Annotated in this window: 17 protein-coding genes; 8 read left to right on the top strand and 9 right to left on the bottom strand. The window is 62.1% G+C overall.

The genetic code is table 11. The features are described from left to right. Positions 1-74: 74 nt before the first annotated feature. The 8 genes from AC5E6W_RS02615 to AC5E6W_RS02580 form a co-directional block, all read right to left on the bottom strand. Positions 75-689, bottom strand: a complete 615-nt coding sequence (locus AC5E6W_RS02615; protein ID WP_491750698.1) for a class D sortase — start codon at positions 687-689, stop codon at positions 75-77. 11 nt (positions 690-700) lie between these two features. Then, entirely contained in the window at positions 701-1,474 is a 774-nt protein-coding gene (locus tag AC5E6W_RS02610) for a hypothetical protein (protein WP_491750697.1), read from the bottom strand. A gap of 167 nt (positions 1,475-1,641) precedes the next feature. Beyond that, positions 1,642-2,055: a hypothetical protein gene (locus tag AC5E6W_RS02605; protein ID WP_491750696.1), complete on the bottom strand. Its 414-nt coding sequence runs from the start codon at positions 2,053-2,055 to the stop codon at positions 1,642-1,644. Next, positions 2,052-3,791 (bottom strand): NAD(P)/FAD-dependent oxidoreductase, encoded by a 1,740-nt coding sequence (locus AC5E6W_RS02600; RefSeq protein ID WP_491750695.1) that lies wholly within the window; start codon positions 3,789-3,791, stop codon positions 2,052-2,054. Before AC5E6W_RS02600 ends, AC5E6W_RS02605 begins: the two co-directional genes overlap by 4 nt. Positions 3,792-3,983: 192 nt before the next feature. Beyond that, positions 3,984-6,602: an ATP-dependent chaperone ClpB gene (clpB, locus tag AC5E6W_RS02595; RefSeq protein ID WP_491750694.1), complete on the bottom strand. Its 2,619-nt coding sequence runs from the start codon at positions 6,600-6,602 to the stop codon at positions 3,984-3,986. 159 nt (positions 6,603-6,761) lie between these two features. Next, on the bottom strand, positions 6,762-7,220 hold the full coding sequence (locus AC5E6W_RS02590) for an Hsp20/alpha crystallin family protein (protein ID WP_491750693.1): 459 nt from the start codon (positions 7,218-7,220) through the stop codon (positions 6,762-6,764). Positions 7,221-7,483: 263 nt separating this feature from the next. Next, positions 7,484-8,191 (bottom strand): DUF3300 domain-containing protein, encoded by a 708-nt coding sequence (locus AC5E6W_RS02585; RefSeq protein WP_491750692.1) that lies wholly within the window; start codon positions 8,189-8,191, stop codon positions 7,484-7,486. A 429-nt stretch (positions 8,192-8,620) separates the two neighbouring features. Beyond that, positions 8,621-9,844 carry a vWA domain-containing protein gene (locus AC5E6W_RS02580; protein ID WP_491750691.1) on the bottom strand — a complete coding sequence of 408 codons (1,224 nt, stop codon included), beginning with the start codon at positions 9,842-9,844 and terminating at the stop codon, positions 8,621-8,623. 392 nt (positions 9,845-10,236) lie between these two features. On the opposite strand from AC5E6W_RS02580, the gene AC5E6W_RS02575 reads away from it, so the two are divergent. Together AC5E6W_RS02575 and ftsA are read left to right on the top strand one after the other, a co-directional pair. Continuing rightward, positions 10,237-11,619, top strand: coding sequence for a cell division protein FtsQ/DivIB (locus tag AC5E6W_RS02575; RefSeq protein ID WP_491750690.1), 1,383 nt, complete (start codon positions 10,237-10,239; stop codon positions 11,617-11,619). After that, on the top strand, positions 11,616-12,842 hold the full coding sequence (gene ftsA / locus AC5E6W_RS02570) for a cell division protein FtsA (protein WP_491750689.1): 1,227 nt from the start codon (positions 11,616-11,618) through the stop codon (positions 12,840-12,842). Before AC5E6W_RS02575 ends, ftsA begins: the two co-directional genes overlap by 4 nt. A 230-nt stretch (positions 12,843-13,072) precedes the next feature. Here ftsA and AC5E6W_RS02565 read toward each other — a convergent pair whose 3' ends face one another. After that, a complete protein-coding gene (locus AC5E6W_RS02565; protein WP_491750688.1) occupies positions 13,073-13,639 on the bottom strand; it encodes a hypothetical protein in 567 nt (188 codons plus the stop codon). Positions 13,640-13,712: 73 nt separating this feature from the next. Between AC5E6W_RS02565 and nuoI the strand changes: the two genes are divergently transcribed. The 6 genes from nuoI (at position 13,713) to AC5E6W_RS02535 (ending at position 21,495) form a co-directional block, all read left to right on the top strand. Beyond that, positions 13,713-14,210 (top strand): NADH-quinone oxidoreductase subunit NuoI, encoded by a 498-nt coding sequence (gene nuoI, locus AC5E6W_RS02560; protein ID WP_491750687.1) that lies wholly within the window; start codon positions 13,713-13,715, stop codon positions 14,208-14,210. A gap of 107 nt (positions 14,211-14,317) precedes the next feature. After that, on the top strand, positions 14,318-14,914 hold the full coding sequence (locus tag AC5E6W_RS02555; protein WP_491750686.1) for a PPC domain-containing DNA-binding protein: 597 nt from the start codon (positions 14,318-14,320) through the stop codon (positions 14,912-14,914). A 219-nt stretch (positions 14,915-15,133) separates the two neighbouring features. Further along, positions 15,134-16,255: a homocysteine S-methyltransferase family protein gene (locus tag AC5E6W_RS02550; RefSeq protein WP_491750685.1), complete on the top strand. Its 1,122-nt coding sequence runs from the start codon at positions 15,134-15,136 to the stop codon at positions 16,253-16,255. A 77-nt stretch (positions 16,256-16,332) separates the two neighbouring features. Beyond that, positions 16,333-19,059 (top strand): methionine synthase, encoded by a 2,727-nt coding sequence (gene metH, locus AC5E6W_RS02545; protein WP_491750704.1) that lies wholly within the window; start codon positions 16,333-16,335, stop codon positions 19,057-19,059. 106 nt (positions 19,060-19,165) lie between these two features. Next, the gene (locus AC5E6W_RS02540; RefSeq protein ID WP_491750684.1) at positions 19,166-20,020 is read left to right on the top strand and encodes a hypothetical protein; all 855 of its coding nucleotides are present in this window, start codon (positions 19,166-19,168) and stop codon (positions 20,018-20,020) included. 44 nt (positions 20,021-20,064) lie between these two features. Next, positions 20,065-21,495 carry a M20/M25/M40 family metallo-hydrolase gene (locus AC5E6W_RS02535; RefSeq protein ID WP_491750683.1) on the top strand — a complete coding sequence of 477 codons (1,431 nt, stop codon included), beginning with the start codon at positions 20,065-20,067 and terminating at the stop codon, positions 21,493-21,495. Positions 21,496-21,723 lie beyond the last annotated feature (228 nt).

Genomic DNA, 21,723 nt, shown 5'->3' with positions numbered 1-21,723 from the left:
CTGCGCTACCCGGTAGACGAAACGCAAGTCAATTTCCCGCACGAAGATTCGAAAATCTTACCCTAGCCACACACTCAGTCCGCCAGCGCGGAGACAAGATGCGCATGAACGATAAACCGCATCGGTGCACTGCCCACGTAATAGAACGGATAGCAGGTGATCAGCGTGAGCTCCGGCCGCTCGCCGATGTCGAGCACCCGCACCTCGCTCGGCTTCACAATCTCTGTTGAATCCACCGCATAATGATACGTCCCGCTCTCACCCACCAGCCGGACATCCATGCCCTTCCTGATATCGCGCAGCGGCCGCAGAAACATATCGCGATGCCCTGCCAAACCCACCGTCCCGAGCCCGCCAGGCACAGCCGTTCCCGGAATATGCCCCACCCCGCGCTTCAAACTATCCGGATCATAGTTGGACAGGATCGGCACCTTCAGCTTAAGACCAGGAATCTCAAGCCGCCCCATCACCTTGCCGTCGCCCGCACGCTGCCCCTGAGTAACCACATCCTGTAGTGGCGGGCTCACAGGCCGCGTTGCCGCAGCGACCTTATCAATCCGCAGAGCCTCCCGCTTCGCAGCCCGGGTCTCCCCGAAGACGCCAAGCAGGTAGATCCCACAAGCAATCGCCACCGCAAAGAAGCACCGCTCAACAAGCCGGTACGATCTTCGCGGTGGCAGACGCTTCATGATCGAAAACCTCACAGACTCAAGCGCCGACGCATCATCAGGCAGCAACCGGTAAAGAACGATACCAACCCCGCAAGCCCGATCAACGGGAGCCCACTTGCCGTGTGCGGGAGCTCCGAGACAACCGGCTTCTGCCGCGGAGCTCTATAGGCTGCGCGAATGGGAGGCGGCGTTGGCGCGCTTACGCTGGCCGTTTCGTTCGATGGAGGCGTTGTCGCCCGCGGAGGCGTACTTCTCGCCTCCACACCCTGCTGCGCATCCGTTGGCTGGTAGTGTTTTGCGAGGACAGCCGGCGTCGCATCGCTCGGGCCCGTCTGGGTAATCGAAAGAAGCCACAGACTGACGATCCGGCGTTCGTCCGCCGACATCTTGTCCACCTTCGGCTTGCCCTCGGAGTCCGGATCGACCGCAACCACCGGTGCACCGTTGGCCTTCGCCAAAGCCACCGCAGTCTCCTTCGGATAGACGAACTCTAGAGCCCCATCGGCAAACCTGAATCCCCGCAGAGCCCCCGCACCATCCACACCCTTGTCCCAGGCAATCGGCCCCGGAGACCCCGCCGCGTTCTGTGCCGGAACCGCAAGGAACAGTTCATGATCCTTGCCCTTCGCTCCATCCACCTCGACCACAATCCGGTCTTCGAGGCGGTCCACCACGTGGATCGTGTACGGCCCCGGCTTCAGCACCTCACCCGGAACCCGCGTCTTTGCCGCTACATTGAAGTTGGCCGGAGTTCCTGCTCCGGGCAGCGATCCTTGACCCCATACACCTGTCGAAAGCGCCATGGCTAAGACGCCGAAAGCACCCATCCTCATTCGCATACGTTGGCCCTCGAAATGCTAAAAACGTAGGGAATGGGATGTTGTCCATCACACAAAAGATGTACTGGCCGGCGCCTCGAAGCCTATCTGTAGCCACCCGGCCGCGTCACCGCGTGCTCATCCTCGGAAACCTACCGCAACGTCACCTGCACCAGGTCGCCATCCTCATCGACAAACTCCACCTGCCGATTCGTCATAGTCACCCCCTCAAACACGGAGCGCCTGCCCCTGCTGCCCGGCGAAACGGCCGTCGCGGTCGCCTGGTCCGCATCCGTCATGCACGCCAGCCCTTGCACACATGTAAGCGCAACGGTCGGAAACCCGGCATGCCTATTCCAGTTCTGCACCAGGTAAAGCCTGCGCTTTCCTGCACTTGCATCCTGCAGCAGCACGTCGTTCGAGTAGTTGATCATCACCGCGACGCCACTCACCTTCACCCCGTCCCGCGTCACCGTCGCAAGCGGATCCCGCAGAAAAAGCCGCTGCCGATGCATCACCACGAACACGATCAACACCACTGTGAGGAGTGCCAGGATCTTCTTCATTGCTTCTTCCCTTCCTTCTCTTCGTGATACTCCTGCTCGGTATTGATCTCCCAAAGCGCGGCCTTGTCCACACGCCCACCGCACAAACCATCCACCACCGTCATCGCCGTCAGCATCGAGTGATCCTGGTTGTTGTACTTATGCATCCCGTTCCTGCCCACCAGGTAAAGGTTCTCAAACGAGTCCGTAAACTGCCGCAGCTCCTCAAACCGGTCGTAGGTCCCGAAGTACGCCGGATACGTCTTCGGCACGCGAACCACGTGCCCATCCGTCACCGCGCTAGCGTCAATAATCCCGATCTTCGCAACCTCGGCAATCGCAAACTGCTTCAGCGCCTCGTCTTCCATCTTCCAAAGATCATCCGTCTCGTAGCAGAAGTACTCCAGCCCAATCCATACCTTGGTCGGATCCTCGACCAGGTACGGGCTCCAGTTATTGAAGATCTGAAGCCGCCCCAGCAACACATCCGGTTCCTGCACGTAGATCCACGTATCCTTCAGCAATCCGCCATCCGGCTCGTGCACCTTCAGCCGATCACACAGCAGTCCGACCGTCACAAAGTCGCGATACTGCAGCCCCGCACTCACCTCGCGTACATTCGCCGGCACCGGCGCGTCGATCGCCTCAACCAGGTCTCGCATTGGCATCGTCGAGAGGAAATAATCACCATCAAACTTCGTCGTCTCACCCGCCTTGTTCTCCGCTTCCAGCCCCACCACGCGCTTGCCGGAGCACTCGATCTTTGTCACCTTCAGCCCCATGTGGATCTCGCCGCCCAACCGCACGATCTCCTCGGCGACATGCTCCCAGAGCTGCCCGGGGCCGAACTTCGGATACATGAACCGCTCGATCAGGCTCGTATCCGTGCCCTTCTGCGCGACATCCCCCGAACCCTTCGTTCGTCTGCCGAGCGCCTTTTTCAGAAAGTGCCTCACCGCCGTCGTCAGGCTCAGCCCCTTGATGCGCTGCGCACCCCACTCGGCCGAGATCTGTTCACACGGCGTCCCCCACACCTTCTCCGTATAGCTCTTGAAGAACGTCAGGTACAGCTCGCGCCCGAAGCGATTGATCAGAAAGTCCTCGAGACTCTTCTCCGGCGTAATCTGCCGCAGTCGCGACCCCATGTAGCTGATCCCAACCCGCACTGTCCGCGCTACGCCCAGGTTTCTCAACGTCGTACCCGTAAGCTTGATTGGGTAGTCGAAAAACTTCCGCAGGTAATAAATCCTGCTCTTCCGCGGACGAATCAGCATGATCAGGTCCGGATCGGGCGTCAGCTCCGGCGGCACCACCTCGACCACGGCCTCGACCGGCTCGCGCGACCCCTCATCCTCATCCAACTCATCCGAGGCCTTGTGGTGCGCCGCGGATTTTGGCCCCATCCCGCGCAACGGGGGCTCCTGTTCAAGGTGCGCCGGCACGGTCACAACCCGCGTCTGCCCATGATACGCAATCTCCTCGACCCCGTCGCCTGCGCTCAGATCCGGCGGCATCAGGTCCATCCACCACTGCATCACGCGGTCCGACTTCGAGAAAAACCGGTGCCCGCCGATATCCATCCGGTTGCCCTTGTACCGGATCGTGCGTGAGATCCCACCAATCTCCTGCGAGGCCTCAAGCAGAATCGGTTTGATATCCGTTCGCCGCAGCAACTCCAGCCCTGCGGTTAACCCAGCCGGTCCCGCCCCGATAATGATCGCCCGCTTGCTCAAAATCTCGTCTGTCTCGCCATCCATCCTCCTCTCGCAGCCGCAACCCGCAACCTGCGGTTCAGTCGGCCCGACGAGCAAGGATTCCTTATCCCACCTAAGAACGGTATCACCGGCGAAACGCAAAGCCCCGTCCAGCACTCCAGAACCAAAGGAACTCCCTCCATTAAACAGCAAGCGCCACCAGCGGAGACTCCGCCGGTGGCACTTCGCAGCCAGCTACCCGACGCTCGGCCTCGGCTGCACCGCAAACGTCAGCCCATCCTTGCCCGCATCCACGATCACACGATCCCCATGCAGCACCGTGCCATCCAGGATCTTCATCGCCAGCTTGTCCTGCACCATGCGCTGGATCGCCCGCTTCAACGGCCGCGCCCCATACGCCCGGTCGTAGCCCGCCTTGAAGATCGCCTTCCGCGCGCCCTCTGTCAGGTCGAGCGTGATCTTCCGGTCGGAAAGCAGGGCCTCCAGATCCTTCAGCCGTAGGTCAACAATATGCGCCAGTTGATCCTCCGCCAGCGGATGGAACACCACGATATCGTCCACGCGATTCAGAAACTCCGGCCTAAACTGCTGCCGCAGCGACTCCATCACGCGTACCTTCGCCTCTTCAAACCCCTCTTCACCCTGCGCCCACGCCGTCGTCAGCGCCTGCGCCCCAACGTTCGAGGTCATAATCAGCACCGTGTTCTTGAAGTCCACCGTCCGGCCCTTGGAGTCCGTCAAACGCCCGTCATCCAGCACCTGCAGCAGCACGTTGAACACATCTGGATGCGCCTTCTCAATCTCATCGAAGAGGATCACCGCATACGGCCGGCGACGTACCGCTTCCGTCAGCTGCCCGCCTTCGTCATACCCGACATACCCCGGGGGCGCCCCGATCAACCGAGCCACAGCATGCTTCTCCATGTACTCGGACATATCGATCCGCACCATCGCAGCCTCGTCGTCGAATAAAAACTCCGCCAGCGCTCTCGCCGTCTCGGTCTTTCCAACGCCCGTCGGCCCGAGGAAGATGAACGACCCAATCGGCCGCTTCGGATCGGACAAACCCGCTCTCGACCTGCGAATCGCATTCGCCACCGCCGAAAGCGCCTCATCCTGCCCGACAACCCGCTCGCGCAGACGATCCTCCATCTGCACCAATTTCTGTACCTCGCCTTCGAGCATCTTCGACACGGGAATCCCGGTCCAGCGCGAAACAATCTTCGCGATATCCTCCTCGTCGACCTCTTCCTTCAGCATTCGGCGCGAATCCCCGCCGGCTGCGTCAGCCGCCTGCGTCAGCGTGTGCAACTCGCTCTCCAGCCGCGGAATCTCGCCGTACTGAAGCTCCGCCGCCCGCTGCAGGTTGCCCTTGCGCGTCTCTTCGCCGGCCTCAAACCGCAGCCGCTCCAGCGTCTCCTTCAACTCCGCAATCTTGCCGATCGCGCCACGCTCCGTCTGCCAGCGCGCCCGCAGCCCGCTCGAAGTCTCCTGCACCTCGGCCAACTCGCGTTCGACCTCCTCCAGCCGCTCCTTCGAAGCCGAATCCGTCTCCCGCTTCAACGCCGCGCGCTCGATCTCAAGCGAGGTCGCCCTGCGCTCCAGGTCGTCGATCTCCACCGGCACCGACCCAATCTGGATCGCCAGCGCAGCCGCCGCCTCATCCACCAGGTCAATCGCCTTATCTGGCAGGAAACGGTCCGAGATATAGCGGTGCGACAACGTCGCCGCCGCCACAATCGCCGAATCCTTGATGCGAATCTTGTGGTGAGACTCGTACCGCTCCTTCAACCCACGCAGAATCGCTACGGTATCTTCAACATTCGGCTCGCCCACATAGACGATCTGGAACCGCCGCTCGAGCGCCGCATCCTTCTCGATGTACTTGCGATACTCATTCAGCGTCGTCGCCCCGATCGCACGCAGCCCGCCACGCGCCAGCGCCGGCTTCAGCATGTTCGAAGCATCCATCGCGCCCTCGGACGCACCCGCGCCCACCAGCGTATGCAGTTCGTCGATGAAGAGAATCACCTCGCCGTTCGACTCCTCGATCTCCTTGAGCACAGCCTTCAGCCGCTCCTCAAACTCCCCGCGGAACTTCGCCCCGGCGATCATGCTCGCCAGATCAAGCGCCACGACGCGCTTCTCCTTCAGACTCTCCGGCACATCGCCCGAGACAACGCGACGCGCCAGCCCCTCAACGATCGCCGTCTTCCCCACGCCCGGCTCGCCAATCAGCACAGGGTTGTTCTTCGTCCGGCGGCTCAACACCTGCACCACCCGCCGAATCTCCTCGTCTCGCCCGATCACCGGGTCAAGCTTGCCCCGCCGCGCCAGCTCCGTCAGATCCTTCGCGTACTTTTCGAGCGCCTGGAACTTGCCCTCGGGCGTCTGATCCGTCACGCGCGAAGACCCGCGAACCGCAGACAACGCCTTCAAAATCGAGTCATGCGTCGCGCCGAACGCCTTCAGCGCACCCTGCACCGCGCCATTGCGCTCCTCGGCCAGCGCCAGCAGCAGGTGCTCGGTCGAGACATACTCGTCCTTGAAGTTCTCCGCTTCCTTGAACGCCTGCTCCAGAACTTTGTTCAGTGCAGCCGACATCCCGGGCTGCGCGCCGCCCTGCACCTTCGGCAGCTTCTCAATGGCCGAGTTCAACCCGGTAAGCATCTGCTCCACCGGCACCCCCACCTTCTCGAGCACCGGCAGCACCACACCCTCGCGGTCTTCGAGCAGCGCCCGCATCAGGTGCACCGGCAGCACCTCCGGATTGCCATACTCCGCGGCCTGCGAGGCTGCGGCCTGCACCGCCTCCTGCGACTTGACCGTCAACTTTTCCCAACGAATAGCCATTGATCCTTACCTCTCCACACACACAGCGCGCAGCGGCCCAAAACCCCACGAAGTGGTCGCCGCCCGCGACAAGGGCGCACATGCCTTACCATTCCCTAAAACAAAACCGAGAGATCACGCCTGCGTGACCTCCCGGTTTCAGATCACCTACCAACGTCCTTACTTCGTGGCCCCTTCGACCTGCTTCGGTTGACTCTCCGTAGCACCGGAGCCCACTTCGATCTTCACCTGCCGCGGCTTGGCGGCTTCTTTCTTGGCAAGCTGAATCGCCAGAACCCCATTCTCGTACTTCGCCGACACCGAAGCTGTATCAACCGACACAGGCAGCGTAAAGCTCCGCACAAACGAGCCAAACCGCCGCTCAATCCGGTGGAAGTTCTCTTCCTTCTCCTCGGCCTCGAACTTCCGCTCACCCCGAACGGTCAGCGTCTGGTTCTCCAGCCGCACATCGATATCGTCCTGCTTAATGCCCGGAACCTCGAGCTTCAGCACCAGCTTCTGCTCATCCTCGTAGATATCGACCGCCGGAACAAAGTTCCCCAGCGCAAGTGACTCCTGCGAGCCGGCCTCCGGCCGCGCAAAATCACTGAAGATCGAGTTCAAACGGTTCTGCAACACCGCAACACCGCCACATCGCTCATCGCGGTACGGAACGGAACAAATCGAGTCATCGTGGTCATAGCACTCTCCTTATCACTTCCTCAATGGTCTGCGAGGGGAAGCCCCTCACGCACATTATGACGCAAGTCTGCCAAAAAGGTTGCATAAAAGGTGATTGAAATACGCTCATATTTAGAGGTGGAACTCGCCAGCCAATAGCAAAGGGGCCTGCCCATACTCGGCAGGCCCTTCAAGGTCATAAATTGCAGATTATATGCAGCTTACCGGCGGTGCATCTCAACCCGCGGTCCAACCGGGCGGACCCAGGGGCGCGGATAGGGGTGAATGTAGGTGACGCGGTTTCCCCAGACACGCTCCCAGGGGTGTCCACCGATGACGATGGTATGCGCGGGCCAGAAGAATGCTGGACCGGTCCACCAGCCCCATGTCCCGAACGTGGCGGAGATCGTCACCGCGGGTCCGAACCGGATGGCTGTGCCGACCACGAAACCGGGCCGTGGGTGGGCGAAGACGACGACCGGGTCATAGTAAGGGACGTAGAACAGACCGGGGGTCAGCGGCAGGATTTCAATGTAGCCGCCCGTATCGATCACGTTCACATAACCATTCGGAACCAGGTAGCCATAGTTCCGTGCCTCGCGGCGCATCCTTTGCACAGCGTCCATCACTTCGGGGCGTTGGGTAAGGACGGCGTTGCCGAGCTGCTCGGTCCATGCTGGATCACGCGCCATCATGTCGAGCACGGAGGGAAACGGTAGAAGCCCCAATACGCTCGGGTCCCACGCGAGGTGATCGTCCTGGATGGCGTGAGCCAGCGCGTCTCCCGTGAGATAGGTATGCTGGTCGGCCCACGTTGCGGCCTCGGGAATTTCGCCCCAGAACGTCGACGCGGTCAGTGTTTGGGCAAGTAATGGATCAGGGTACAGAGCAATCCGCGAGACCAGCTGATCCAGTTGCGGTGGACTCAACGGTACCGCCTGCGCCAACGCAATGGGGGAAACTCCCAAAATGAGAAGCACGTATGGCAGGAGCTTCTTGAGCCAGCCTAATGGGTTTACTTGAGTTGCGGAGTATTTCAAATGATTCAATTTCGACAGTGCATTCATGGCCTGTCACCTCCATGAAGAATTCAACTTCCGCCGAAATCTGACACACGAGATAAGCAAAAGTTTCGCTGCGGAAACTTTTCAAAGTGACGCTCGTGAAGGAGAGTCTTTCGTTGCCGACGATATCTGTCGTAGTGTCATGAGCCAGCCTAATGCTCCTTAGGTGACGCCTCGGAGCCAACCTGATTGCAACTGCTTTACGGCCTTAACAAAACACGACTTCGCTAGAGCTCACTGCTTCATCAGAGCTTTACTGCTTCATCAGAGTTTCGTTGCTCAATCAGAGCTTCACTAATTGATGTGCTTCGTCCGGCGGCTCATGAAGTCCATCAGGAGGTAGTTGCCGAGGGTTTCGGGCGTGGTGAAGTAGGCCTTGCCGCGGCACATGGCGCTGACCTGCTGCACGAACTGCACCAGAGCGTAGTCCTGGGCTAGCATGAAGGTGTTGATCATGATGCCGGAGCGCTTGCAGCGGCCGACCTCTTCGAGGGTCTCGGAGATGACCAGGGGGTCAAGGCCGAAGGCGTTCTTATAGATGCGGCCGTCTTCGAGGGTGAGCGCCGAGGGCTTGCCGTCGGTGATCATGACGATCTGCTTCATGTCCTTGCCGGAGCCGCGCAGGATGCGCTGAGCTACTCTCAGTCCCTCACGAGTATTCGTGTAGTGCGGGCCTACCTTGACGCGCGGCAGCTGCGAGATGGGGATCTCCTCGGCGGAGTCGTGGAAGAGGACCAGCGAGAGCGAGTCGCCGGGGAACTGGGTGCGGATGAGGTGGGCGAGGGCCATGGCCACGCGCTTGGCCGGGGTGAAGCGGTCTTCGCCGTAGAGGATCATGGAGTGCGAGCAGTCGAGCAGCACGACGGTGGCGCAGGAGCTCTGGTAGTCGGACTGCTGGACATGGAGGTCGGAGTACTCGAGGTTGAGGATGCCTGAGCCATCGGGCGCGCCTTCGCGAGCGAAGACGTTGCCGAGCGTGGTGGTGATGTCGAGGTTCAGCGTGTCGCCGAACTCGTAGGGCTTGGAGCTGCCGTTGGTCTCGACGCCGGCGGCTTCGTGGCGCGTGTCGTGGCGGCCGAGTGAGCTTTTGCCCAGCGGGCCGAGGAGGTCGCGCAGGGCCTTGTAGCCGAGGAAGTCCATGGCCTTGTCGGTGACTTCGAAGCGGGTCTCGCCCTCGCCGTCGCCCTGTTCGCCCTGGCCCTCGGAGGGCTGTTCGGCGTTGAGGTATTGCTCGGCCTTCATGCGCTGGATGATCTTGTCGATGAGTTCTTCGACCTGGGGCTCTTCCATCTCCTCGTACTTCTGCTGGCCGTCCTCGTCGAGCAGCTCGCCGGAGTCGAGCGCCTGGCGGATGGCCTCGCGGAGGCTCTCCATGGAGTCGTCCATGTTGGCGTAGGGGGAGAAGGGATCGTAGAAGCCGGAGTCGAGGAGGAAGTCTCCGAGCTGGGAAAGCAGGTCGTCGAGGTCGAAGCTCGTGGAGAGATCGCCGGTGAACTTCGTATAGCGGGTGAGTTTCATCGGGGCCGGCTCCTGGGTTCCGTTCGTTCCATTGTAGATTCGCGGGGGCGGGATGGGGATTCAGGAGGGTGGGCACCAACCGGGGGCCGGTTTTCCGTTGTCCCTTGTGTCATCCCGAGCGAAGTCGAGGGATCTGCTGTCTTCCGATGCCGGCAAGGAAGCAGGTTTCTCCACTACGCGGGACGATGAAGCTGCCCCGCTCCGGTCGAAATGACACTTCTTTGGGTGGTGCGGACTCTGTCGATGCAAGCGAAGGCCTGAGAAAGTGCGAAGCGTCATTTTCCGTTTCCTCGCTCGATACCTGCGGCAAACTCGCGGGCCTCGGGGCGCATCCCGCCTGCTATGTTCAATTCTGGCGATTCTTCCGCGGCCTGGCTCTGGGCTCAGCGGGCATGAAGATTGGAACCAAGCGCGGCTCGACCGCTGCGGTGCTGGAGGCGCCGGAGGATGGGTATTCCTCTGGCGATGCCTACTCACGCCCGGCGCCTGCCGGCTCGCTGCGGCGCGGCTACGACGCCGAGGACGATGATGCACGTTTGGCGGCGGAGGAGCGCGCTGCGCCTTCGCGCCGTTCCAGCGGAGCAAAGGGATCCAGAGGGTCGAAGGGGTTGCGGGTTCGCTTTCGCGGCCTGCCCAAGACGTTTGGCGGCCGTCTGGTTGCGGGTGGGGCTCTGGTCCTGGTGCTGGGGACGCTCGGGGCGGTCGGCCTGGTGGTGCGGCAGTATCTCGTTCATAACGATCGCTTTCTGCTAGCTGGTTCGGACGAGATCGAGATCCTGGGAAACCATCAACTGACGCGGGCGCAGGCGCTCAGCGTCTTCGCGAACGACCTTGATCGCAACATCTTCCACATGTCCCTGGCTGAGCGCGAGGCCGACCTGGAGCGCCTGCCCTGGGTGCAGCACGCGACCGTGATGCGGCTGCTGCCCAACCACCTGCGAGTGTCGGTGGTGGAGCGGACGCCGGTGGCGTTTGTGCGGCAGGGGTCGCAGATCGGGCTGGTCGATGCTACGGGCATCCTGCTGGATATGCCGGGCGACGCGGCGGGCGACCCGCAATACTCGTTCCCGGTGCTGACCGGGATCAGCGCGGCCGATCCGCTTTCCACGCGCAAGGCGCGGATGGAGCTGTACTCGGCGTTTATGAAGGCGATGGCGGTGGGCGGCGAGCAGGTGACCGACAACCTGAGCGAGGTCGACGTGACGGACCCGGAGGATGTGAAGGCGGTGGTCGCGCGCGACGGGTCGGACATCCTGGTGCACTTTGGGGATGAGAACTTCCTGGAGCGTTACCAGACCTTCGAGCAGCACCTGCCGGAGTGGCGGCAGGCGTATCCGAAGCTGGTCTCGGCGGACATGCGGTACTACAGCCAGATCGTGTTGAACTCGGGCACGGCGGCTGCGCCGGCTGCGGTTACGGCTACCGGACCCAGCGCGGCGGAGGCTGCCGCGGCGGCGTTGGCAGCGAGTGGGGCTGCCGTTGCGCCGAAGGCCGTAGCTGTGCCGAAGCCTGCAGCCGCACTAAAGAAGCCCGCGGGACCTGCGCTCGCAGCGAAAACGGGTACATCGCCAGCAAGGCCCAACGCTTCCTCAGCGAAGCCCAGCGCTTTCATCGCTAAGCCGCAGGGCCCCGCAGTGAAGAAAAAGATTGCAGGGGCGCATCCAGCGATGCTCGCCAAAACAGCACATCCGATTAAGAAGACGCCGGTTGTCGCGCACCCCGTTGTGCATCCAAGACCGAAGGCAGCTCATCCTGCAGGAGGGTCCCAGCGATGAACGGCAAGGGCGACAACCTGATTACCGTGCTGGACGTCGGCAGCTCGAAGACTACCGTGTTGGTGGCGGAGCTGCTGGACGGCGTGCTGCGCTATCGCGGCCACGGAATTGAGAACTCGCGCGGGATGCGGCGGGGCGTGATCTCGGACCTGGGCCCGGCGGCGGATGTCGTGAACCTGGCGGCGCTGGCGGCGGAGAAGACCTGCAAGGCTCCGATCGAGTCGGCGGTGGTGGGCATTGGCGGGCCGCACATTCGGGGCATGAACTCGCAGGGCGGCATCAGCATGGGAAGCCGGATGAAGGAGATCACGCGGGAGGATGTGCGCTCGGCGATTGACCGCGCGCGGTCGATTGGCCTCGCGCCGGACCGCGAGGTGCTGCACCTGCTGCCGCAGCAGTTTCTGCTCGACGACCAGGCGGCGATCCATGATCCCATCGGCATGGTGGGGAACCGGCTGGAGGTCTGCCTGCACCTGACGACGTGCTCTGGCTCGGCGCTGCAGAATGTGGTGACCTGCGCGAACAAGGCGGGGCTTGAGGTGGTCGACACCATCTACGAGGGCATCGCGTCGGCGGAGGCTGTGCTTTCGGCGGATGAGCGCGAGCTGGGCGTCTGCCTGGTGGACATTGGTGCGGCTTCGACCGAGCTGATCGTGTACTTCGAAGGCGCGGTGGCGCATACGGCGGTGCTGCCGATCGGCGGCGATCACTTTACGAATGACCTTGCGGTGGGCCTGCACATCAGCGTGCAGGAGGCTGAGCACCTGAAGCGGACCTTCGGCAATGCGGTGGTGACGAGCGTGCCGCAGTTGAATGAGCTTGAGGTGGGCGGCGATCTTTCGACCGGTGGCGGTCCGGCGCGCATGGTGCGCCAGCGCTACCTCGCGGAGATCCTGGAGCCGCGTGCTCTGGAGCTGCTGCGCATGCTGCGCGACAACCTGCGCAATGGCGGTGTGCTCGAAGCCATGGGAGCGGGCTGTGTCTTTACCGGTGGTGGATCGAACCTTGCTGGGCTGCTGGACCACGCGGAGAGCCTGCTGCGCGTGCCTGCGCGCATTGGCTATCCCGTGCCGCTGAGCCGCATGCCGCCGGAGCTGGCCAAGCCGGAGTTCTCGTCGGCGATTGGGATGCTGCTGTATACGCATCGCACGCAGGTTCGCAAGGCCAGCGAAGAGCAGGGGCTCAAGCAGAAGCTGAAGGCAATCTTTGCGGGGACGTACTAGGAGCAGCGCGTTGCGTTAGCCGCTGCGCGGGTGGCGGCTTCGCCGTTGGCGCTTCGCGGTAGGAATTTGTTTGGCGTCGAACCGCATCGGCAGAAACTGGAGAAAATCCGTGTCTGAGCCAGCGGTCAGCAGGTTCTTTCGACTTCGCTGAGGATGAGAAATTCCCATAAGGCTCATGCTTTCGCTCGATCTATCTCGATCTATATCGAGGCGGCGTAGATTGATACGGTCTAGTTTGTGGGTGAGAGGCTCATCACGTTGATGTTGGCGAGGCCGTGGACCCAGCGGGCGGGGCGGGCGTCGACGGAGTTGATGAGCTGGATGACGCCGCCTTCGGTGTCGGGCAGCATGTCGCCCTTCATGACGGCGACGATGACCTGGCCGGTGGAGAACATGGGCTCGACCTCGGCGGCGGAGTAGAGGACGAAGTAGTGGTCCGTGCCGGTGGCGACGATGGATGAGTGCAGGATGAGGGGCTGGGTCTCGCGCGAGGCTTTGAGACCGGCGGCGGCGAGGACATCGGAGAGCAGCGGTCCGGTGTAGCTCTCGTCGATGCCGCCGCGGTGCTCGTTCTTGACGTGCACGGTGACGGGCTTCATCTTCATCAGGTCTTCGACGGAGAAGGTGGTGGTGTGGCCCTCGAAGGTGACGGTGAGGGACTTCGAGGCGGGCACAGGCGGCTTCATGGGCATCGCGTCGTCGCCGTGCTGGGGGGACGTGGCGGCCTGGCCGACGGGCTGGGCGGCGAGGGTCAGGGCGCCGAGGAAGAAGGTGGCGGCGAGGGCGCGAAGCTTCATGCGGCTAGGGTACTCCGAGGCGAGCAGAGCTTTCTTCATGGAGCCGAGTATAGCGCTGGCTTATACTGTTTCCATGTCCATTGTCCGCAACATTGCCGCGATCGCGCAGGGGATGAGCATTACGCTTCGCGAGGGCTTTCAGCCGACCGAGGTCGAGAACTACCCCGACGGTAAGGGCCCGCTGCGCGGCGCCAAGCTGCAGGAGCGTTTCCGCGGTAAGCACCAGCTGCAGCGCGATGAGAACGGCCTGGAGAAGTGCGTGGCGTGCTTCCTGTGCGCCGCGGCGTGTCCGGCCAACTGCATCTACATCGAGGCCGCGGACAACACCGAAGAGAAGCGCATCAGCTCGGCCGAGCGCTATGCGCAGGTCTACAACATCGACTACAACCGGTGCATCTTCTGCGGCTATTGCGTGGAGGCTTGTCCTACCGATGCGATCACGCATGGGCATGGGTTCGAGCTGGCCAGCCTGAATGCGACCGGCATGGTGATGCGCAAGGAAGACCTGCTGGTGCCTGTTTCGGCTGGTCTTCCGGGTTCGGACAAAGAGCAGGCGGAAGTGCTCGCGTAAGGACAGGGCCAAGGGTTCAGGGCCAAGGGTCCAGTACGACTGACGGCGAGCCTTGTGCTCGCCGTTTTCCTTGTGGCTAGCGTGAAGAATGGAAGAGGAGAGATGCTATGCGTCGAGTGATCACGGCGGTTGTTCTTGCAGGAGCGATGGGCGCGGTGGCGATGCACGGTGGGTCGCAGGCTCCGGCGGCGGCGAACTCCGCAACCGTGCCTCCGGGCTATATTGCTACGGTGCGGAAGCTGGAGCATGGCAAGGCTCCGCGGATGACGTGGCAGCTGGTGAGTGAGGCGAACGGTGAGCGGACGTTCGCGGTGATCTTTCTTACTGGCGATGAGTTGCTTGCGGGCATCACCGAGTTTGCGGAGCAGCAGCACATCGCCGCGGCGCGGATCACGGGGATCGGCGCGATCAGTCATGCGACGCTGGGCTGGCTCGACCTCGAGAAGAAGGCGTACAAGCCGATCGTGGTGAACGACCAGGTTGAGGTGACGTCGATGGTGGGGGATATTGCGGAACTGAACGGCAAGCCGAGTGTGCATCTTCACCTCACCGTCGCGCATCAGGATGGGTCGGTGACGGGAGGGCATCTGATCGAGGCCTTCACGAAGCCGACGCTCGAGGTGCTGGTGACGGAGTATCCCAAGGGGCTGCACAAGGAGTTCGACCCCGAGGCTGGGATGACGCTGATACGACCGAAGAACTAGGGCTCGGGGGTCAGGGCCCAGGGGTGAGCGTTTTCTGAGTCACATCGTGCGCACCCTCATCTCTCCGAGATATGGGTGCCCAGGTGGTTTGCTGTAGAGGTGCGAGGTATCGAGGACGCCCGCTACGCGGGCTGGAGCCAGGAATGAGTGGGGGCTTCGATCTGAGCGAGACATGGGTACCCGGACCCGGCACGATAAGCTGAAAGGATGGGCATTGCGATGAAGAGACAGGCGAAGCACCCGCTCGAGAAGTTGATGGAAGAGCGCATCGTGATCATCGATGGCGCGATGGGCACGACGATTCGCACCTATGGCATGACCGAGGCCGACATCCGCGGTGAGCGGTTCCGCCACGCGCCGAAGGACATGCTGAACAACGGCGATATCTTCTCGCTGACGCAGCCGGAGATGATTGGCGATATCCATCGGCGCTTTCTCGAGGCCGGTGCGGACATCATCGAGACGAATACGTTTGGAGCGACGACGATCTCGCAGAGCGAGTTCTTCGTCGACGACCCGCGTGAGCATGGTGGCCGCAAGGATCCTGAGTTCTATCAGAAGATCATCGAGGATAAGGCGCTGGGCGACCTGGCGTGGGAGATCAACGAGACGAGTGCGCGGCAGTGCCGGGAATGGGCGGATCGCGTGGGCAATGACACGGGGCGGCAGCGGTTTGTGGCTGGGGCCATTGGGCCGCTGACGGTGTCGCTGTCGAACTCGCCGGATGCGGATGATCCGGGGTTTCGCGTGGTGACATTTGACCAGGTGAAGTATGCGTACAAGCAGGAGGTGCGGGCGCTGATTGCTGGCGGCGTCGACACGCTGCTGGTGGAGACGATCTTTGATTCGCTGAATGCGAAGGCGGCGCTGGTGGCGATTCGTGAGGTGTTCGAAGAGGATGGCCTTACTGCCGCTGGGAAAGAGTTGCCGATCCAGATCAGCGCGGCGGTGGGACGTGGCGGCGAGACGATGATCTCTGCGCAGACTGTCGAGGCGATGTGGACGGCAGTGGCGCAGGCGCGGCCGATGTCGGTGGGGCTGAACTGCTCGCTGGGGCCGGACCTGATGCATCCGTTTCTCGCCGAGCTGGCGGCGAAGGCCGGGGCTGCGGTGAGCTGCTATCCGAATGCGGGGTTGCCGAATCCGCTGGCGCCTACGGGCTTCGATCTGCTGCCTGAGGACATGGGGCGGTTGCTGGGCGAGTTTGGGCGCGAGGGCATCGTGAACATTGCCGGCGGATGCTGTGGCAATACTCCGGACCATATTGCGGCGATTGCGAAGGCGTTGGAGGGTGTGGCTCCGCGGCGGTATGGGGCGGCGTTGATTGAGGTGGCGGCTTGAGGGAAGACGAACAGCAGATCCCCTACGGGGATGACAACCAGAAAGACAACGGCAATGGCAGCGACGTAGCGACCGCGATCAAGCCGTTGCGGCTTTCGGGGTCGCAGCCGTTCGTGCAGCAGCTGGGCGTCTACATGATGATCGGCGAGCGGACGAACGTTGCGGGCTCGCCGAAGTTTGCGAAGCTGATCAAGGAAGGCAAGTACGAAGAGGCTGTCAGCGTTGCGGTGCAGCAGGTGGAGAACGGGGCGAACGTCATCGACATCTGCATGGATGAGGGCATGATCGACGGCGTGGCCGCGATGACGCGCTTCCTGCAGCTGCTGGCGAGCGAGCCGGATGTGGCGAAGGTTCCGTTCATGGTGGACTCCTCGAAGTGGGAGGTCATCGAGGCCGGGCTGAAGTGCATTCAGGGCAAGGGCATCGTCAACTCGATCTCGCTGAAGGAAGGCGAGGAGAAGTTTCGCGCGAATGCTCGCGCGGTGCTGAAGTATGGTGCGGCGGTGGTGGTGATGGCGTTCGACGAGCAGGGCCAGGCTGCCACGTACGAGGACAAGATCCGCATCTGCGAGCGGGCGTATCGCATCCTCGTGGATGAGATTGGATTTCCGCCGGAAGACATCATCTTCGATCCGAACATCCTGACCGTGGCGACGGGGATGGAGGAGCACAACAACTACGCGGTGGACTTCATCAACGCGACGCGTTGGATCAAGCAGAACCTGCCGCATGCGAAGGTGTCGGGCGGTGTCTCGAACATCAGCTTCAGCTTCCGCGGCAACAATAAAGTGCGCGAGGCGATGCACTCGGCGTTCCTCTTCCATGCCATCGGTGCGGGCATGGATATGGGCATCGTCAATGCGGGCATGCTCGAGGTGTATGAGGAGATCGATCCTGAGCTGAAGGTGCTGGTTGAGGATGTGCTGCTCAATCGACGCCCCGATGCGACGGAGAAGCTGGTCGACTTTGGCGAGGCGCTGAAGGCCGAAGAGCAGGGCCAAGGGTCGAGGGCCAAGGGCCAAGCGAAGGACGAAGCGTGGCGAAGTGGGACGGTTGAGGAGCGGTTGAGCCATGCGCTGGTGAAGGGCATCGACGCGTACATCGAGCTGGATACGGAAGAGGCTCGCGCGAAGCTGGGGCGGCCGCTGCTGGTGATTGAAGGACCGTTGATGGCGGGCATGGGTGTGGTGGGCGATCTGTTCGGCGCGGGAAAGATGTTTCTTCCGCAGGTGGTGAAGAGCGCGCGGGTGATGAAGAAGGCGGTCGCGTATCTGTTTCCGTTCATGGAGGCGGAGAAGGCCGCGATGATTGCGGCGGGCGAAGAGGTTAAAGCGCAGGGCAAGATTGTGCTGGCGACGGTGAAGGGCGATGTGCATGACATCGGCAAGAACATTGTGGGCGTGGTGCTGGCGTGCAATAACTACGAAGTGATCGACATGGGCGTGATGGTTCCCGCGGAGAAGATCCTCGCGCGCGCGAAGGAAGTTCGCGCGGACATCATTGGGTTGAGCGGCCTCATTACGCCGTCGCTGGATGAGATGGTGCATGTGGCGAGGGAGATGGAGCGGCAGGGCTTTAAGCTTCCTCTGCTGATTGGTGGCGCGACGACGAGCCGGGCGCATACGGCGATTAAGATTGCGCCGCATTATTCGCAGCCGGTGGTGCATGTGCTGGATGCGAGCCGTGCTGTGCCGGTAACGACGAGCCTGTTGAGCGAAGATGGGCGCAGCGACTTCGAGGCGTCGCATCGTGCGGATTATGAAGCGATCAGGACGTCGCACTCTGCGCCGAACGCGAAGGCGTTGCCGCTGGCCCAGGCACGGGCGCGGCGGACGAAGATCGAGTGGCGTGACGAGGATATTGCGAAGCCGGAGTTCTTCGGCGTGCACACGTTGGAGGATTTTCCGCTCTCGACGCTGCAGGAGTTTATCGACTGGTCGCCGTTCTTCCACACGTGGGGGATGAAGGGGATCTATCCGCGCATTTTGAAGGCGGAGAAGCCGGAGCAGGAGGAGCAGGCGAAGCATGCTCGCGCACTGTTCGAGGATGGCAAGGCGATGCTCAAGCGCATCGTCGAGGGCAAGTTGATTACAGCGCGTGGGGTGTATGGATTCTTCCGCGCGAACGCGGTGGGGGATGACATTGCGCTGTACGCGGACGAGGCTCGCAGCAAAGAGATTGCGCGGCTGCATGGATTGCGGCAGCAGGTGCATCGCGAAGGCTCGGAGCCGTGCCGCAATATCGCGGACTTTGTTGCTCCGGTCGAGACAGGGCTTGCGGACAGTATTGGTGCATTTGCGGTGACGAGCGGCATTGGGTTGGGCGAGGTGGTGGAGCGGTTCAAGGCGGCGAACGATGATTACTCGGCGATCATGGCGGAGGCGATTGCGGATCGTCTGGCCGAGGCGTTTGCGGAGTGCCTGCACAAGCGGGCGCGCGATCAGTGGGGCTATGGGCTGACGGAGAACCTGACGCCGGAACTACTGATCCAGGAGGGCTATCGCGGGATTCGTCCGGCGCCGGGGTATCCGGCTTGTCCTGACCATACGGAGAAGGGCACGATCTGGAAGCTGCTGGATGTGGAGAAGGCCACGGGCATGCGGCTGACGGAGAACTTCGCGATGTGGCCGGGATCGAGCGTGAGTGGGCTGTACTTTGCGCATCCGGCGTCGCGGTACTTTGCGCTGGGAAAGATCGATCGCGACCAGGTGGAAGATTATGCGGCTCGCAAGGGGATGAGCGTGGACGAGGTCGAGCGGTGGCTGGGGCCGAATTTGAATTACGACACGGCAGCACGCAGCTAATCTGTAGGTTTCGATAGCGCAGTTGCGCCCATTGATGTTCGAGGCTTGAGGGTTGCGTACAATCCTTCTCATTCGCAGAGCAAGGTGGGTCGACGGGATGAGAAGGATGTGGCTGCGCCTAGGTAACGCGCTGGCGGCGGTGATTGCGGCAGGGCTGTTGGGATGCGGGTCGGACATCAAGTTTCCTGCGCCGGCGCTCGCGACGCCTCTCGAGGGTAACTGGAATCTTGTGGGCGACGGTCTTAGCGGCGGTACGCCCGCTATTTCTTTCGCGTTGTCCATCAACGGCACTGCGGTCCACGGATACGGCCTAGTCTCTTTTAGTTGCACTCCAGCTGTGGGTTTGTTTGGTACGGGGGGTGGGTCATTCGACGTGGACGGGACGGTCGCGGCGGATGGAAGTTTCGATCTGCAGGTGCCTTCTCCGCTTCAGGGGCCTAACGGAGAGGCTGTGGAGATTCGTGGCCACGTCCCTACCTGGGGGAGTTCTGGATGGCAGGGGAGCTACTCGCTGATGAAGCCGGCCTCGTCTGCCGCTTGTGGGATGACGGCAAGTGGGAGCTTTACCGCGACGAGGATGGGACCGCTGAATGCTACCTACGTGGGAACGCTGGGGCAGACGAACGGCCTCACGGGATCGGCGAGCGTCACGATGCGTGTGGTCGAGGGTAAGACAGCGGTGTATCAGCACGCCACCGAACCGGGGTACTACCTCCCGCTTAGCGGCGAGTTGCAGGTCAGCGGGATTTCCTGTTTCAGTTCTGGAGCCATGCAGAGCAACCCGAATAGCCAGATCGGGGGCTACCTGGAGGTGTCCACGTTCACCATGAACGATGGCTCGGAGGTCCTGCTCAACGGCAGCTTTGTACACTCCGACGAGTCAACGTTGCAGCATGTGTCTATGGTGGTTCCTTCCGGACCCTGCGCCGGGGCGTACGGCGGGACGCTGCAACGGCAGTAGACCTTCGCGTACTCTTGGGAGAGTTTCCGAGTGTGGCGAGGTCTATGGTTTCGATGCGTTCGTTGGTGTGGGGTGCCGCGGTGGTTCTGCCGGCATGTTTATCTCTGGGGCAGCAGCCGAAGTTGCCGGCGCAGGATCGTGAGCTTTCGCGGGCGATGCTGGCTGAGGTGATCGGGATCAACTCGCAGGATTCGAATGGCAGCGTGACAGCGGTGGCGCAGGTGCTGCATGCGCGGTTTGCGTCGGCGGGGTTTGCGGATGGGGATCTCATCCTCGCCGGGCCGAATGATCGCAAGCAGAATCTGGTGGTGCGCTATGCGGGCAGCGATGCTTCGTTGAAGCCGGTGCTGATCATTGGACACATCGACGTGGTGGAGGCGCGGCGCGAGGACTGGACGACCGATCCGTACACGCTGGTCGAGAAGGATGGTTTCTTCTACGGGCGTGGGACGCAGGACATGAAGTCGGGCGATGTGGATGTAGCGGCGAGTTTAATCCGCTTGAAGCGCGAGGGATGGACGCCGAAGCGGACGATCGTTGCGGCGTTCACGGCGGATGAAGAGGGTGGCAAGTCCAATGGTGTGGACTGGCTGCTGAAGAACAGGCCTGAGCTGATGCGCGCGGAGTATGTGCTGAACCCGGATGCGGGTGGCGTGGAGCTGCGCGATGGGCATGCGACGGAGATGGACGTCGAGGCGACGGAGAAGACGTATGCGGACTTCCGCATCACGGCGCGGAATCGCGGCGGGCATAGCTCGCAGCCGCGGCCAGACAATGCGATCTATGAACTGACGCATGCGCTGAACAAACTGGAGGCGACGCCGTTTCCGATTGAGCTGAACCCGGTGACGCGGGAGCAGCTCCAGCAGACGGCGAAGATTGCGTCGCCCGCGCGGGCGGCGAGCATTCGCGGGGTGCTGGCGCAGCCGATGCGGTTCGGTGCGGTGAAGGCGTTTACGGCTGACCCGCAGGACAATGCGCTGCTGCGAACGACGTGCGTGGCGACGATGCTCGAAGGCGGGGATGCGCCCAACGCGCTGCCGCAGATGGCGCGGGCGAACGTGAACTGCAGGATTCTGCCGGGGCATTCGCAGGAGGATGTGCGGCTGGAGCTGATCAAGCTGTTTGCTGATGCGAAGCTGACCGTGGAGTACATGTCGGATGGTGGCGAGATCTCGGCGAAGGCTCCGGGGCGGAGCAGTCTGCCTCCTCCGGCTCCGCGCGAGGATGTGTTTGGGCCTCTGCGGGCGGTGACGCAGCAGATGTGGCCGGGGATTCCGGTGATCCCGGTGATGAGCGCGGGCGCGAGCGATTCGATCTACACGATGCAGGCGGGGTTGCCGAGTTATGGCGTGGGCGGTGTGGGGATCGACTTCGATGACGACCGCGCGCATGGGCGGGATGAGCGGATTCGGGTGGAGGCGTTTTATCAGAGCGTGGAGTTTTATTACCTGTTCCTGAAGGCGGTGGATTGATGAGGCTTTATTGTCCCCATCGGCCTTGGCCAACCAGATGCAAAATGTCAGTGCGCCTTAGTTTGCTCGGCCTGCGCTGGTTTTCTATCCAACTCTTCCACGACCTTCTTTAGTCTCCATCACCCGGTCTAAACCCACCGCCTTTAGGCGGTGTGCTTTCAGCGTCTTGCTGGATACTGGAAGAGATGGTGGAGTATCGCAAGAACGCGCATTCCGTGTGGGACATCA

It is taken from the genome of Bryocella sp., from assembly GCF_058498515.1.
This window is presented reverse-complemented; position numbering and strand designations above follow the sequence as displayed.